The sequence below is a fragment of the Mycobacteroides sp. LB1 genome (assembly GCF_013449725.1).
Lineage (GTDB): Bacteria > Actinomycetota > Actinomycetes > Mycobacteriales > Mycobacteriaceae > Mycobacterium.
Genome location: NZ_JACCFF010000004.1, coordinates 16,656 through 30,154, shown reverse-complemented (window position 1 = coordinate 30,154; position 13,499 = coordinate 16,656). Strand labels below are relative to the sequence as shown.

General features: G+C 62.6%; 15 protein-coding genes. 12 read left to right on the top strand and 3 right to left on the bottom strand.

What is annotated here, in order from left to right; all coding sequences use genetic code 11:
- Positions 1 to 7 precede the first annotated feature (7 nt).
- From MLB1_RS16310 to MLB1_RS16300, 3 genes are read right to left on the bottom strand one after another with little or no spacing between them, the layout of a single operon-like run.
- Positions 8 to 307: a hypothetical protein gene (locus tag MLB1_RS16310; protein WP_180750902.1), complete on the bottom strand. Its 300-nt coding sequence runs from the start codon at positions 305 to 307 to the stop codon at positions 8 to 10.
- Positions 304 to 729, bottom strand: a complete 426-nt coding sequence (locus MLB1_RS16305; protein ID WP_180750901.1) for a YbaB/EbfC family nucleoid-associated protein — start codon at positions 727 to 729, stop codon at positions 304 to 306. Before MLB1_RS16305 ends, MLB1_RS16310 begins: the two co-directional genes overlap by 4 nt.
- A gap of 15 nt (positions 730 to 744) precedes the next feature.
- Positions 745 to 1,683 carry a hypothetical protein gene (locus MLB1_RS16300; protein ID WP_180750900.1) on the bottom strand — a complete coding sequence of 313 codons (939 nt, stop codon included), beginning with the start codon at positions 1,681 to 1,683 and terminating at the stop codon, positions 745 to 747.
- Between the two features lie 227 nt (positions 1,684 to 1,910).
- On the opposite strand from MLB1_RS16300, the gene MLB1_RS16295 reads away from it, so the two are divergent.
- From MLB1_RS16295 to MLB1_RS16240, 12 genes are all read left to right on the top strand, one after another.
- Positions 1,911 to 2,399 carry a YbaB/EbfC family nucleoid-associated protein gene (locus tag MLB1_RS16295; RefSeq protein ID WP_180750899.1) on the top strand — a complete coding sequence of 163 codons (489 nt, stop codon included), beginning with the start codon at positions 1,911 to 1,913 and terminating at the stop codon, positions 2,397 to 2,399.
- A gap of 24 nt (positions 2,400 to 2,423) precedes the next feature.
- The gene (locus MLB1_RS16290; protein WP_180750898.1) at positions 2,424 to 2,723 is read left to right on the top strand and encodes a hypothetical protein; all 300 of its coding nucleotides are present in this window, start codon (positions 2,424 to 2,426) and stop codon (positions 2,721 to 2,723) included.
- A 17-nt stretch (positions 2,724 to 2,740) separates the two neighbouring features.
- Positions 2,741 to 6,151 carry a DNA/RNA non-specific endonuclease gene (locus tag MLB1_RS24285; RefSeq protein ID WP_180750897.1) on the top strand — a complete coding sequence of 1,137 codons (3,411 nt, stop codon included), beginning with the start codon at positions 2,741 to 2,743 and terminating at the stop codon, positions 6,149 to 6,151.
- Between the two features lie 8 nt (positions 6,152 to 6,159).
- Entirely contained in the window at positions 6,160 to 6,795 is a 636-nt protein-coding gene (locus tag MLB1_RS16280) for a hypothetical protein (RefSeq protein WP_180750896.1), read from the top strand.
- A gap of 35 nt (positions 6,796 to 6,830) precedes the next feature.
- On the top strand, positions 6,831 to 8,273 hold the full coding sequence (locus MLB1_RS16275) for a hypothetical protein (protein WP_180750895.1): 1,443 nt from the start codon (positions 6,831 to 6,833) through the stop codon (positions 8,271 to 8,273).
- Positions 8,274 to 8,880: 607 nt separating this feature from the next.
- A complete protein-coding gene (locus tag MLB1_RS16270) occupies positions 8,881 to 9,168 on the top strand; it encodes a hypothetical protein (protein ID WP_180750894.1) in 288 nt (95 codons plus the stop codon).
- 11 nt (positions 9,169 to 9,179) lie between these two features.
- The gene (locus tag MLB1_RS16265; protein ID WP_180750893.1) at positions 9,180 to 10,475 is read left to right on the top strand and encodes a hypothetical protein; all 1,296 of its coding nucleotides are present in this window, start codon (positions 9,180 to 9,182) and stop codon (positions 10,473 to 10,475) included.
- Positions 10,476 to 10,488: 13 nt separating this feature from the next.
- Entirely contained in the window at positions 10,489 to 10,776 is a 288-nt protein-coding gene (locus MLB1_RS16260) for a PE family protein (protein WP_180750892.1), read from the top strand.
- A 48-nt stretch (positions 10,777 to 10,824) separates the two neighbouring features.
- A complete protein-coding gene (locus MLB1_RS16255) occupies positions 10,825 to 11,931 on the top strand; it encodes a PPE domain-containing protein (protein ID WP_180750891.1) in 1,107 nt (368 codons plus the stop codon).
- The gene (locus tag MLB1_RS16250; RefSeq protein WP_180750890.1) at positions 11,928 to 12,740 is read left to right on the top strand and encodes an ESX secretion-associated protein EspG; all 813 of its coding nucleotides are present in this window, start codon (positions 11,928 to 11,930) and stop codon (positions 12,738 to 12,740) included. The genes MLB1_RS16255 and MLB1_RS16250 overlap by 4 nt, the downstream gene beginning before the upstream one ends.
- A gap of 80 nt (positions 12,741 to 12,820) precedes the next feature.
- A complete protein-coding gene (locus MLB1_RS16245) occupies positions 12,821 to 13,099 on the top strand; it encodes a WXG100 family type VII secretion target (RefSeq protein ID WP_180750889.1) in 279 nt (92 codons plus the stop codon).
- 20 nt (positions 13,100 to 13,119) lie between these two features.
- A complete protein-coding gene (locus MLB1_RS16240; protein WP_180750888.1) occupies positions 13,120 to 13,404 on the top strand; it encodes a hypothetical protein in 285 nt (94 codons plus the stop codon).
- Positions 13,405 to 13,499 lie beyond the last annotated feature (95 nt).

Below are 13,499 nucleotides of genomic sequence, written 5' to 3'. Positions count from 1 at the left end.
TCTCGGGCTACCAGGTGGAGTCGCCCTGCTCGAGGGTGTCGGCAGTTTTCTTGAGGCTGTCGGCGTAGTAGTCGAGCAGGTCGGTCTTGGCGTCAATCGATCCATTGACCCAATTCAATTGGGACTTATAACCATGACCACCATTGGCGAACCGACCGCCGATCTTGTCATGTCCCCACGCTTCCCCCTCGCCGCCGAGCATTCCCTCCAGCGATGTCCGCACTCCCTTCATCCGGGAGCTGACATCGGCGAGATACCGGGAGGTCGCCCGTAAGTCGGCGGGTGTGACACCCAACGGTTGGCTCATCGCTTGCTCCTCGCTGTCGGGTAGGGGCTGTGTTGAATCTTAAAGAAGTCCGGTACCAGCTCCCTGATATCAGGTGCGCCGTTGACGATTTCGGATAATGACGGGAACTGTTCGCGTCGTTCCGCGATCGGTTGGAGCATCTCCGCTAGCTGCCACTCCACATCGTTGGCGGCTTCCTGTGCGGCCGCGGTGACGTAGCTTCCCAAGTCGGTCAGGTCGTGTTCGTCGATGTACGACTCATCCACAACTGTCTGAATGACGACGCCGTCGGCGTCCACGGTCACCGCGACGGTAGCGTCGGCGACTGTCACGGTTGCGGACAAGGCAGCGCGCTTTTCCTCAAGGGCCGCAAGGTCATTCATATGTTCTTGGACGAGCGCCAATGCATCGACGAGCTCGTGGCGTAGCGCGTCGTTGTCCATCGAATGCCCGTTCCCTTACGCGGAAGCCGCAGCAGCGGTGTCCGCATCGGCCCGTGCGGCGCTCGCCCGTGCTCCCCGTCCGCCCCTGATGCCACCAGTGGCGGCAGTGCTGGCAGAACCCAAAGCGGACACGATATCCACGGGCTGACCGGTGGATACCTGACCGACGATCTTCTTGGCGACACCCGAGCTGTACCCCACGAGTGTTCCCGAGACGTAGGGATTCATACCGGTCTTCGCGACCCAACGGTTGCCTACGATCCCCACGGTGCCCTGTGTGGCACCGCCCGCGCCGTTCGCCACCGCGACGATGCCGACCTTCTGCCAGTTGTAACCGTTCTGGTGCCCCTTGGACTGCTGTATGCCCTGGACAAAGAGTTCCTGCCCGACTGCCTCGGACATTTCGACGCCGGTCTTCTTGACGATCCGGCTGACCGTGGTCTTCGTCAGCGTCTTTCCCAGGTCGGTCATGATCTGCCGCATCAGCATCGCCACCACCTGACGAATGGTGATCGAGGTGGCTCCTTCGATAACTGGGATTGCCGCGGCGGAGGCGCCGAACGTCACCGATGTCTGCGCAAGAGCCCAGGAGATCTCAAACGCCGCGATCGCCAACGAGGTCAGGATTTGTAGCTTGGTGTACTCGATGCTCTTGCCGGTACCATCCGAGAGATCACCAAGTGCCGCCATTGCTTTGGCGAGCTTATCGACGGAGGCTTCCCCGTCGAATAGCAGCTTGAACTGCTTATCTGCCGCGCCGGCGGTCTGCCCCTGAAGCACCTCCATGGTGCTCGCACGCATTCGGTTCAGCTCGGGTATTAGTCCCGTCATATCGTCTGAGGACGTACGCCAGTCGTTGCCGATGCGGAACATGGCATCCTCGTCGCCCTTCGGCCACTCCGACCCCACCAGATACGAAACCCATTGCAGATACCCCGGGATCTGAATGGTCATGTGCGACCCTAACATGTTTGGTGTTAGCCATCTTTGATGCAAAAAATACTGATCTGACATCCAAATGTCCAGCAGGTAAACGAAATATTGATCGGATCGGCTTTTCCATTCGGCGTTGCTGCATGCGCCTAGCGGTTGGATTCGCTGTTACTGAGCGCGCGCCCCCGACAGTCTGGAAGAATCACCCCCATGGCAGTACCGACGAGGCAAGATTGGCCTGTCTTCGAATGGTGAATGAACGCCCAGGTGTCGACTTCACCGAAATCATGGCGGTCGCTCAGGAGCAACTTGCCGATATCGCCGTCGTACAGCGGCAGCAGGCGGCCCTCACCGCCACCGCGGCGGTAGCCGACGGCATGGTTCAGGTGTCGGTAAACGCGCGGGGTGTCGTGGTCGAAACAAAGATCGATCCGGAGTATCTCGACGAATACGACTTTGAAGAACTCGGCCAAGACATTACGTATGCGGCCCAACTCGCGGCACAGGACGTCAACCGCCGCGCCGCGGCACTGATGGAGCCGCTGTTGGACCGCCGTGCCGAACTTCCTCCTCTATCGGAAATTCTGCACGGCGCACCCGACCTGCATGACTTCGAATCCAGGATCCCGTCGGTGTCGACTGCGCCGCCGGACTCCCCCGAGCGTCTGAGCCTCGAGCGTGAACCGACATTCCCCGACGACGGCAACGACAACCCCTGGCATCGGGTCAGGGGTTGAGCCACGTCATGACGAAAGGATCCGATGGTGGGTGACGATACCGAGCTGACCCCGAGCGAACTGCGTGGTGTCGCAAGGCATCTCGATAGCGTGAGCGAGCGCTACAAGGATGTGCTGTCGCGGCTCGTCGACAAGACCAATACCGAAGGGGCCGCCTGGGGCGGCAGCAAGGATGGCAGAGCATTCGCCAACGGCGCAGAGGGTTATCTCGCACAGGTGAATTGGGTGCACGGATCCGTCGACGCGAAGACCGACCTGCTCGACCAGTACGCCACGGGCATCAACCTCACCGCCAATAATCTCGAGGGCACCGACCGCGCCTAGCCCGAAGAAAGTTCCTCGTGACCATCGAGATACCCGGTTGGCTGCAATGGGTCTCCTATCTGGCCGGATCGGAGTGGCCCGAGGGCGACGAAGACGCCATGCAGCGGTTGAAGGCTGCCTGGCAGGCGTCAGCCAGTGAATTCAGGGACCTCATCCCGGAAACCAATCGAGTGCGCGCGGAGACCACACATGCGGTAATTGGCCAATCCGCCAACGCAATCGATGCGGAATTCGCCAAACTCTTCGACGGTGACTACTCGCTGGATAAGCTCGCCCAGGCGTTGGAGGCCATCGGCGAGATGGCCGGTATGCACGGAACCGAGATCCAGTACATCAAGATGCTGGTCCTCTCCACGCTGGCCATCGCGGCCGTCCAGATCAGTTTCGCGATAGCGGCTGCACCCGAGACCTTCGGCGGGTCCCTTGCGGAGATTCCCGTCGTCGAGGCCATCACTATCAGTACGATCAGGCAGCTCGGTGCGTGGCTGCTCAAGCGGATTCTTGAGACCGCGGCCAAGGCGTTCACCAAGACTGCGGTCAAGCGACTCGTCAAGTCGGTCGGGATTCAGCTGGCGATCGCAGGCAGCCAAGACTTCGGCATTCAAACATTGCAGAACGCGCTCGGAACCCGGCACGGGTATGACGTGGACCGGCTGATCGATACGGCGGTGGCCAGCACGGTTGGTGCCGCCACGGGGCACATGATCGCCCCCGGACTGAGCCGCCTGATCGCCCGCGGGAACTCGCCGTTCGCGAGGGTGGCCTCATCGGCCTTCCGTGGATACTCCACCGGCGTGGGCGCAAACGTCGCCGGCACCGCGGCCTTGATGACGTACCGGGAAGGCGTCACTTTCGACCCCACCATGATCTTCGGTGGCGCGGCCACGGCCGGGCTCATGCACCGATCGGTGGACAACCACGTCATGCGAACCACCGGTGGCGGTCCGAGCGAGCCGGCGGCGCGCGCGTCGGTGGGCGATCGCGGCCCCGCAGAGGCAGCTGCCCGGACAAACGGTGCGACGCCCGAGAACGGGCACACCGGCACGGATACCGCGGCGGCCAGACACACAGGTGAATCGACCGAGTCCGCTGCTCAGCCACGCACTGAATCGTCCTCCATCCCAAGCGATCCGATCAGGTCTGGACAACCCTCCTTGTCGCAGGACGGGGCGCCGCGGTCTGGCACGGCGCCGAACCAGGCCGGCGCGACAACCCCGTCCTCTTCCGCGGCTAGCCCATCCCATCCCGCCGGATCCTCCACGCCACCACCGCATGCACAACAGCAGTCATCAACGACGGCAACGAGTTCCGCAGGGTCATCGCACGCCAACACGGCAGCGTCATCACACGCGGGCGCCCCGGCTGCCGGGGTTAAAGATGCTGCGGCGCCCGTCGCGAAGACTTCGGGCGCAGACATCTCACGAACCCCGGAGATGGCGCCCCACGCCAAATCCGAGGCAAGCCCCGTGCACGAGACCGGCGCCGATCACACCCCGGCAAGGGACGTCGAGACGGATGCGCCGCATACCCCGCGTGACGGTCCAGAGCCAGTGGACAGCGGTAGTAACAACCGTGCGGATCAGATCGATCTAGAGGCGGCACATCATGTTCCGGATGCACGAGCGGTTGACCATGGAGACGGCGCCGGCGCGCGATACCCCGGCCCCAACGAATGTGCGCGACAGACCATTGACGGCTTCCAGGACCGGCATCCCAACACGACCGTAGAACAAGTCAAGGACCACGGTGGCGAGGGGACGCCGCGCTCCGACTATGAACAGGCCCTGGGAACCCGCCTACGCGATGCGACACCCGCCGATATCCTGGCCGCCACCCGTGAGGGCCGCAGCGTCATCGTTGTCGACACCTACCGCGCCGAAGGTCTCACCCAAGGGCATCCCGGATCGCATACCTATTCCGTCGAGCCCAATCCTCGGGATCCGAACCGCCCCTTGGTGTACGACGGACCCGACCGCACACCGCATCCATGGCCACCCCACGGGCTCGACCGGGTCGCGCGCACCCAGATGGCGGAATTCCATCCGGACGGACAGCCGGTGCATCCGATGTCCCCCGTCGAACGGGCCGCATCGCACGGCGATGATGGAGTGCGTATAGCGGATTCGCCCGACTCCGGCGTACCCCATGACCGCACCGAGGTCGACAGCGCCAATGATGTTCCACCGTACGACTATCCGTCCGACCACATCTCGAACCGGCTAGACCTTCCCGGATATCACCCGGGCACCCTCGACGGCCACCAGACTCGCACCGTCTATCTCAACGGTGAGCAGCGGATGAACGCCATGCACGACGATATGGTGTCGCGCGGCGTCGACCCCGAGACCCGCGCCCGGGCCATGGTCGATATGCGGAACGAATTGCGTTCGTGGGCGCGGGAACTGATGGTCGATCGGCAAGCTGCGTCGGACCTCAACCGGGACAGCCCGAACCGAAGCTGGGACCAGGTCGTCGCGAAATACTCGTCGGAGGGTTACCAAGGACGAGAGCTTTACGAACGCATCATCGAGAAGTCGACCGCCAGCCGTCAGAGCGTCAACGAGGGGCTGGGTATCGACCCCAGGAATCCTGGTGACCTGCCGGACATTCGAGCCCAGGACAATATCGGCGCACGAGCGCCCGATGGCGATCATGGCCCACCACCCGATCACACCACCGAGCCCGCTGCCGAAGCCGAGCAGTCGAAGAAGCCCAAGCGCTACATGGTTGATGACGGACCCGGCGATCCAATCAGCACCCGCGAGGTGCGTCCCGGCGTAACCGAACGGCACTACGCCTGGGAAAGCCACTTGGGTGAACCAGGAGTTCCTCGAGACGGCATTCTCGGGCACCCTGACACCACCGATGTATCGCGCACCCGAATTGAACGTGATTTCACGCGCGGCACCCATCTGGAATTCCCGGATTCGGCGGTCAGGGAGGTAGAGGTAACCGTCGGGCGAAATACTGCGGTTTTCACTGTGCTGGATGGCCACCCCGCCCGCGTCGACTTCCTCCACCGGCAGACGTTTGATCCGGTACCCGAGCGTCCGAGCAGTGAGACCAGCGCGCAGGGAGCGGTCAGTTCCAGTCATGCCGGTGACGATGCCGGACACATGTCGGCGTTCCGATTCACCCTGGATCAAGAGTTCGCGAATCTCTTTCCGCAGGAATTGAATTTCAACCGTGGCGCATTTAAGACGGTGGAGAACGAATGGGGGGTATTCATCGACCGCGGCGGCGAGGTATACGCCCGAATCGACCTCATTCCGCCCTCGGAACGCCCTGATAAGGTCGCGGTCGAGTGGGTCGTCAACAAGGCCGGAACCGACGAGACCGTGTATTTCAACCGGAAGACCTTCGACAACACCGGCGGCCAAAAGTTCACGCGACTGCCCACACCTGAGATAACCAAGAAGCTTAAGTAGGGAGTGAGATGAGCCAGCACGACGTCGACCGGATAGCCGAGCTCCTCCACGCCGACAGCCGCCTGAATGCCGCTGAGTGGGACCGCTATGTGTACTTCATCTATATCGATGAGGGTGTCGTGACGTCGTCGGGTTTCCGATTCGTCGGGCGTCGGTGGTACCCCGGTCCGACGAATTGCCATGGCGCGATTGAGGACATCATGGAAGCCATCCGGAACGAGGGCGTCCTCCCGGCACAGGACCTGTGGAATGCGGCCGTCGTGACCGTGCGAAAAGGCACACCGACCGGAGTTCTGTACCCGTTCCTCGGTATCGATGCCGAGGCATGGGAGATGACGCCCGACAACCAGGCAGATATCGCGGATCGCGCCTTTCGGCTTTTCGGGGAGGGCGGTGTCGATCAGCCGGACGACTGGGAACCCGTGCGAGTCGACCAGACGGGGCTCAAGGGCCGGACCGCCAAGCTGCTGGTGAGCGAGCCGACCGACGATGCGGGATGGCCGGCCGAGCTGCCACCCGACACCACCGAGGTGATCGTGTTCGATAATGAGCCCACACCCCTGCTGACGGTGCGCGTGTTCGTGCCCGGTATGGATGGATTCACGTTTGTCAGGTTCGACCAATTAGCCGTGCACGCCGATTGACGCAGTCCGATTGAGCTAGTCAAGGAGAGCGCCCGATGACCGAACCCCAGCAGTTCGATGTCGTCAGCGATGACCACCCCGTCGCCGACCTGGAACCCAAAGCGCTTGTCGAGCAGGTTGTTCAGGTGATCGCGCAGGCTGCACCGGAGGGCTGGGATGACCTGCACGCGGTGTTTAGCCTTGCCGGTGGTCGCGAAATTGCGAATGCCGTTGCGGTAGTGGGTGATCGCGAGCCGACTCAGATACCTATCACGTCGAGCGTCATCGAGCTGATCCGCGTGCATCGGAGGGTGACCGTTGGCCCGCAGGGGCCGTGGCTGCGACTGCTGTTCGACTGCGACAAAACGGGTGCCCTGCAAGTCTCGTTCGACTACGGGCAGGAGGAGCTGCCCTTTGACCAGCTGCTGCCTGCCGAGGCCTACCGGCGCGATATCGAGGAGTTCCCGCGCGAGGTGCCGCTGTGGCTGCTGGCGTACATGAACAACACGGGGCAGCAGCTGCGCACCGCGGCACAGGCGGTTGCGGAGGCTGTGGCGGTCGGCGGTGCTCGCGTCTCCGATGACGAAATCCCTTCGCTGCCAACGCTGTGGGCGCGTATCGCGGTGCTCGCCGCAGTGTGCCGCGGCTCCGAGGCGCCAATCAACCTGCGCGTGGACCCCGCCTTTCAGCTGTACATCGGCGATAACGGCGGGTCCACGCTGTGCCGGCTGCCCGGCAACCGGGCGGTGTTATCCGGCGGACGGAAGGACTCCCGGCTGCTGTCTGCTGCGTATGGCGGCGTGATCGGCTGGCCTGACCTTTACCGTGATGCGCCCTCATGGTTGCACAACTTGTACTTGGATCCGCGGGCCGAACGCGGGCTGCTGTCCTTCTGCTACTGGTGGGACGGGGAACACTGGTATCGCCCGGAACTCGCCGGCGAGGATGCTTGGAAACCCACTGACGAGATCGCGCGTGGGCTACCGGGAGTGTGGACGCTGGAGAGCACGGCAAGTCTGGTCGCGACCGTTCTGAAGCGCATTGGCGTGGAACCGACTGACCAGAATGCCTATGCCACAGCAGATCTTGTGCATGCGGCCGAGGCGCGAATTGTCACCGAGCGGGTGTTTGGTCGTTTGTTCGTCGATGGCGCACCCGAATCCTTCGATATGGCGGAGGCTCTCGCGCAGCTCGACGCGGCCGATCTGTTGTTGCCGACGCATCCGCCGATAGATCGGGCGACCGCCACAGATCGCGTTGTGGACTTCTGCCGCACTCATCGCGTCGAGTACCCGCTGGATCGGCTGGTCGCCGACCGATGGGACGGGGGCTGGCAGGTGTTCGCGCCGATCGCCGAGGGTGAAATCGCCATCGGTCGTGCGGTCTTCCTGGTGGCCGATGACGGTGTGGTGGAGCAGGCCTCAACGTCTGCGGCGCCGTCGCAGCTCGCCGAAGTGTTCGCCCGCCGGTTCGCGCAGCGGATTCGCAAGGCTCGCTGACCGACCGGCCGCTGCGCACGGTGCGGACGCAGGCCCCTTGAAGCGGCGATAGCTCTCGGAGCTGCGGCGTCAGCGGTTCATCAAACGCAGCGTCTGCGCCGCCTCGGCTAGAGGGAGTTACCTCGAATCGATACATCTAGCAACCTCCGAATTCCGGCCGCCAAGCAACTTCACAGGTCCCGCTAGCGACATACTCGGGTCGACTGGAGGACCCGTTTTGAGTCTTGTTTGGAGGGCGAAATCGGGCAACGGGGGCGCTCCGATCGACCCGGAAATCACGCGACACCGGCCTCACGTATGCCCGGTGAAAAATTTCCAACTACGACTATAGTGCGTGCAAACTACACTTGTAGTGCGGTATTTCGACACGTGTCAATCAATCATTCGCCGAAAAAACGCTCTCTACGTCGTCAAACGCAGCGCGGCCCCCTGCGGGGTCCGAAAGGGCCAAATCGCCTCGCGCATCCATTCGGCCCCGGCAACCACGGCGAGCTCAAAATTCCACTTTGACAACTGGCGTAGTCATTTCCTCCTAGCTATGCTCGCCGTCAATTACTTAAAGAGGTCGGCTAAGGGCGACCGCGAGACGTTGAGGGGTCGTAAATCGATGAGTAACGAACTCACAGCAGTGCCCGTCGCGATGGAGGCCATGTCGGCCACCGCTGTGGCGGCAGGCGAGACCGTGACAGCGGCCGGGTCGTTCGACGGCGCCGCGACGTTCGCTTCCGCGTGTGCTGCAATTGGCCCGATCGGCGTGACATACCTCGCCGCGCTGGCGCAGGCACTCGGGAACAACCAGGCGTCCACTCTGGCGCTGGGAGCCCTGCACGCCGGGATTGGCGCAGGCACCGAAGCTTCCAAGACCGCGTTCGTCGCGGTGGATTCGGCGCTCTAGGTAAATCCGACATGGCCGACGTCACTCCGCAGCCCACCCCGATCGCGCCGAGCGCGAGCGGCGGAGTCGCACCGCAGCAGTCCGGGTTTGATCCCGGACCGATCATCGCTGCGTCGGAGCAGAACCTGGCCGATTACCTGAACATGCCTGTCCACGAGATCATGGATCGGCTTGGGATTCCAGCCATTCCGGGCCAGGCCAATCAGGAAGCAAAGCCTGGAGAGCAGGATCCCGCTGCGTCCAACCCAATGGATCCGTCGTCGATGATCACTCCGGTAACCGATGCGCTCAGCAGCTTGGGCACAGGGATCTTCGAATCCATGGATCCGACGAAGCTCATGGAGAGTGTGTCGAAGGCAATCGAAAGCGCATCGACTGCGATGAACCAGTCGGCATCTTCGAACGGATCTCAGTGGACCGGTCAAGCGTCGAATGCATCGACGCAGGCCGCACAGAACGCGGCGCAAAGCGGCCAGAAGATCTCCGATCAATCGCAGACCGTGAAAGCCAATACCGCTCAGGCAGCGGCACATACCGCCAAGGCTCGCACCGAGCTCATGACCATCATCGCCACTTTCCAGCAGCTCGTCGCCGTCAATCTTCCGGGCATTCCCCTCACCCTCGGAAACATCATCGCCGGCGCGGTGAACGCCGTAACCCAGGCCGCGACGGTCATCACGACAACCCAAGGTGCACTGGCCGGTAACACCGCGGCGGTGAACATCGCCGGCACGCAGGTGCCCGTCGCCTCACTTATCGGCCCCGGCCTGCAAGTCGGCACCGGACTCCTTTCCTCCGGCCTCAGCATGGTCACCCAGGGTGCGAGCACCGGCATGAAAACCGGCACCGACATGATCAGCAAGATGTCCAGTGCCGCAAAGGATGCGAGCAAGACCGCAGCCAAGACCCCGATCAAGGACTACAAGCCTCTCGCCGCTGCCGGCGCGAAGAGCGCAGGTCACGGCATCGGGTCGGCCACGCCGAAGCAGAGCCTGGCTGCGCGTATGGGGGGAGGCATGCCTGGCGCGGGTATCGGCAACAGCGACTCCACCAAGCTGAGCTCCTTTGGTGCCGTCCGCGGTGGCGCCGCCGGACCCGGCATGGGCGCTTCGTCGGGCGGCGGCACGGGTATGGCGCCCGGCGCGGGCGGCCGCGGTGGGAACGCCAACGAGCAAGGCGTCCACAACTCCGATCTGTTGAAGTCCAACGAGTGGGATCTGGCCGGGATCAACGACATGCAGGTCGGCGTACCCGTGCTCGGCGAGGCAGACCCATTTGACGAACCAGATATTGGCCTACGGATCTAAGAAGGAGAAAATCATGAGCAATTCGGGACTTTCGATCAATGTCGGCGAAGTCGCCGAAGCCGCAAAGCAGTTGGATGCGCTCGCGGATCGGCTGCAGAAGACCATGCAGGACGAGGACTCGAACCTCAATGTGATTGCACCCGGACGTGACGAGGTGTCGGTGCGCGCAGCCGCAACCATGAACGAGGTGAAGGCGTCGTTCGGCAAGTCGAATCAGCAGGGCCTGAATGAGCTTCGCGAGATCGCGGCCACCTTGCGGTCACACGGAAATGCCTCCGCTGCAGTCGATTCCGCGTTCTGACGGTAACAACTCAAGAGACCACTGCGATAAGGCCGAGGGGAGGTTCACGTGGGATTCACAAACGTAGTGTGGGAAGCACGCAGCACTGAGCAGTTGGCGCGTGACCTCACCGAGGGCGCAGGACCAACGTCCATGGGCGAGGCGGGCGCAGCATGGGTGCGGATCGCGAATGCGCACGCGACAGCGTCAGAGGACTACAAGAAGATCCTCGACACGCTGCGCGCGGCATGGTCCAGCGATGGCTCAAATGCCGTGATCTCACGACTGGAAGCAATGGTCGAGTGGTTGTCTGCGACCGCGCTGAACTCCGCGGCCAACGGGCAGCGCGCCGAGGAAGCAGCAGTCGCCAATACCGTTGCCGTGCTCGCGATGCCGAGCGTCACGGAGGCCGTCGAAAGCAGAGCCCGCCACGACATGATGGCCTCACTGGAGGCATACAACGGCGCGGTGCTGAGCGGGACGTTCGCGGAGTTCGATGAGAACGCGACGACCGATCTGGCCAACGCCGCACTGGTGATGACGCAGTACGAAGAAGCTGTCACACCGTTGGCCGAACCGTGGGAGGAACCGCCTCCACCGCAGGTTGTCAACGGTGATGCCCTCAGGGCAGAGAAGGACGCAAAGGAGGCAGCGGGGAAAGCTGCCTCAGGCCGAGGCGCCGGCGGCATGGGCGGAGCGCCGATGGCACCCACCGCGTTACAGGCTCGGCAGGATCGCGCGGTGCAAGCGAGCAAGACACCTGCTCAGTTGCAGCGCGTTGGATTCGGCGGCGGTGCCGGTGGGGCCGGTGCGATGGGCTCCGGTATGGGTGGATCCCCCTATGCCCCGATGACGGGAGCCGGCCGCGGTGGAGACCACGATCGCGAGTTCGATTCGGTGCGACCGGCTTCCACGTTGCAGGGTGCAGGCGAGGCCGGTGCCGGGCTGTCATCCGGCGGGCCCGGTTGGCTTCCTGCAGCGGCTCAGAATGATTCACCGTTCCAGGTGTCGAACGTGAGCTGGTCGCCGACCTCATCAGTCTTCGACGAGTTGGCGGTCCCGGCTGAACCGGCCCCAGCACCGTGGGACAGTTCCGAGCCTGAGCGGACGCTTGAGCCGGTGTCCGACCGCTGGGTGTCACCAGCGGTCATCGGTGGGGACAAGGAGTCGGCATGACGACCTTCCTGGCTTCGGCGTACACGCTCACCGATGACGAGTTGCAGGTCGTCGGAAACCGCATTGGGGTCCATACCTTTCCCACCGTGCTGGCGATCAGACCGCGGCACACGACCCATGCCGTGCTCGACGCGGCATTCGACTACGCGACGACGGCGCTTTCGTCACGTGGACTTATCGCTGGTGGGTTGGTGTCTCCTGAACTGATTCCGATGGTTCGGGTACTACAGCGGCCCGAGCGCGAGTTATCGATGAGACTCGTTACGCCCGAGGGAATCTCACGAGTCGCAGTAGTTCGTTCGGGCCGACAGATGGTGTTGGCACGGCGGATCGGAAACGAAATTCTGCTCCGAGAACTTAGCGGGCACGGGGAATTCGATGTGGCCGCACGTGCGCTGCTCGGCGAGCTACCCGCAGCCGAGGCGATGCCCGTCGATCCTGTTGGCGCCCCTATCGATGTGCTCAGTACCGCATTGAACGGTACGCATGATGCGGCCGCGCTTTCCGACACGATTCGCGCTTTGGGCACCGACCAAAGAAACGCGATGCTTCTGGGTTCGGCGTTGGCGTCACGGCAGGCGTTCGGTGAAATCGTGTACTACACACTCGATGTGGATGACCGGATTGTTCGGGCATCGGCGGCTGTTGGGGTTTTCTATACCAAGCGGGGTCGGTTGGTGTCGGCGCCGAGTTTGTCTCCTAGTGGGCAGGTGTGGGCCACGCTCAAGGGTGGTTCCAATCATTCTGTTTCGCAGGCCATCTGCCAGCTAGTTGAGTTGTTGCCCGGCGGATGGGAGGGGGATCGATAAGTAGGCCAGGTGTCCTGGATTCCGCTGGGATCCACCACAGAGCAGTCACCGCATAAAGAAAACCAAGAAAGGAACCAACCGTGGGATCACCACTTTCACTCACTCACGCCGAGGCCAAGTCCAAGGCCGACACCATGCACCAAACCGTGCAATCCATCGCCGGCAAGCTCACCGAAATCAAGAACTCGGTCGATGAGATGGTCCGCAGCACCTGGAAAGGCGACGCCTCATCGCTGTACTTCCAGCAGTCCTCAAGCCAAACCGATGACTTCGATGTGCTGATCAAAACCCTCACCGAACTCGTCAACAAAGCCGAAACCCACATGAACAGCGTCGCCTCCAACGACGGCGCCCGCTAAAAACCGAGAGGACAAAGCATATGAGCGAGATCGTCTACCAATTCGAAGCCAACCACTCCGCCATCGACGGCATCACCGGCGGACTGCAAAAAGCCGAAGAAGCCAAACAAGAAATCGAAACCCTGTTCCGCCAGCTCGGCGAGGTCTACACCGGCCAAGGCCAACAAGCACTACACCAGGCCCACATCAACGTCGCCCAAATGATGGACAACTGCATCACCGACCTACACAACACCCAACAACAAGCCCGCGAAAAACAAGAAACCATGCAAGCCATGGACGCAGCCAACGCCGCACAGTTCTAACACCCGCCCCAGGTGGGCTCGGCACAGCAATCACACACCGAGCCCACCCGGCCGGACGGTTCAAAATCCAAGTAGTTCTCAGTCCGCGACGATCG